Genomic DNA, 1,820 nt, shown 5'->3' on the forward strand with positions numbered 1-1,820 from the left:
CCACACGGCACCGGCGCCCGGCAAGGTGGGCGGATTCCCACACGGCACCGGCGCCCGGCAAGGTGGGCGGATTCCCACACGGCTCCGGCGCCCGGAAAGGGTGGGCGGATTTCCACACAGCACCGGCGCCCGGCAAGGTGGGCGGATTCCCACACGGCACCGGCGCCCGGAAAGGGTGGGCGGATTTCCACACAGCACCGGCGCCCGGCAAGGTGGGCGGATTTCCACACGGCACCGGCGCCCGGCAAGGTGGGGGGATTCCCACACGGCACCGGCGCCCGGCAAGGTGGGCGGATTCCCACACGGCACCGGCGCCCGGCAAGGTGGGCGGATTCCCACACAGCACCGGCGCCCGGCAAGGTGGGCGGATTCCCACACGGCACCGGCGCCCGGCAAGGTGGGCGGATTTCCACACGGCACCGGCACCCGGCAAGGTGGGCGGATTCCCACACGGCACCGGCGCCCGGCAAGGTGGGCGGATTTCCACACAGCACCGGCGCCCGGCAAGGTGGGTGGATTCCCACACGGCACCGGCGCCCGGTAAGGTGGGCGGATTTCCACACGACAGCGGCGCCCGGCAAGATGGGCGGATTCCCATATCGACATGTATGTAGCTTGTGTTATCCGTGGATTGTGCAGCTCAGCGGGTCGCTGGTCGTATGGCGTAGTGTCCCCCGTAACCGGCCGCGTGCGGCCGCTAACTCGCAGTACGGCGCCGCGACCCGAAGGCGGGCCGCCGTTCCCGCGCGCAGGCGCGCGGCGCCCACTGCGCACCCCCGTGGGGGACATACGGCAGCTGTGTGGCGGTGAGCGGGATTAGGGCTTTGCAGGGAGGGGGCTGGGTCGGGCGATACGTTCAGCATTGCGGTTTCCGGCGATTTGCGGCCGGTGCCCGTTTAACTCCGGCGTGGTCGCCTTCCATGCCCTGACGGCATAAGAAAATAAAACCGCCATGCTGCGGTCATTCATGATTTTGTGGTGTAGCGATAAATAGTCATGCGAGAAACGTTGAAGCGCTTAGCAACTGCACCAACTGTCATTTCAGGATCAGCAAGTAAGATTCTAATTTGTTTAACATCTTCTTCAGAAAGTGACGGTTTTCTCCCTCCCACACGGCCCCTTGCGCGTGCAGCTGCAAGGCCTGAGCGCGTTCTTTCAATATTGCGGTTGCGTTCAAAGCTAGAGAATATCGCCATCAGATGAGTATAGATTTCCCCTATAACTGGCGCATTTGTGTCTATTCTGTCCTTGATGGCTATGAAAGTTATTCCGCGTTTCTTCAGGTCGTCGAGTAAAGTAATGACTTGACCCAATGAACCGCCGAGCCGATCTAGTGCCCAAACTACTAGGGTATCTCCCTCGCGCAATGCTTTCAGGCAGTTCTCCAGTTCCGGCGCACCTTTTTTGTCGCGCTTTGGGCCGCTACGTGAGGTCTGATCCTGATAGATTTGCTCACATCCAGCTTTTGTTAGTTCGTCAACCTGGTGCGCCACATCCTGAAGATGCGTAGATTTACGTGCATAGCCGATTTTCATTCTTTTCTCGCTAATTAGTTATGGGGTTATTGTTATGTTGATACAGTAACGAGTTTTGTTACATGAGGGGAGTCATTTTTCGGGAGAAGTCAGGACTTTTCAAGACTGTCACAAAAACCATCGTTTTTGATACATTAATTTAACCAATAGGTTGCAGATCAAATCGCCTGTAACAGCCTTTCTGGCTGTTTGTCGTTTTCAGAAGACGGCTGCACTGAACGTCAGAAGCCGACTGCACTATAGCAGCGGAGGGGTTGGATCCATCAGGCAACGACGGGCTGCTGC

General features: G+C 58.8%; 1 protein-coding gene. It reads right to left on the bottom strand.

The window, feature by feature from the left end:
- Positions 1–965 precede the first annotated feature (965 nt).
- Complete coding sequence (locus LZP96_RS23815; protein WP_001749988.1) at positions 966–1,535, bottom strand: recombinase family protein; 570 nt, start codon at positions 1,533–1,535, stop codon at positions 966–968.
- Positions 1,536–1,820 lie beyond the last annotated feature (285 nt).

Origin of the sequence: Huaxiibacter chinensis (assembly GCF_022171985.1) — a bacterium.
Taxonomy (GTDB): Bacteria; Pseudomonadota; Gammaproteobacteria; order Enterobacterales; family Enterobacteriaceae; genus Enterobacter; species Enterobacter chinensis_A.

Coding starts and splice junctions, on each gene's coding strand:
- LZP96_RS23815 (WP_001749988.1), bottom strand. CDS start 1,535: ATGAAAATCGGCTATGCACGTAAATCTACGCATCTTCAGGATGTGGCG.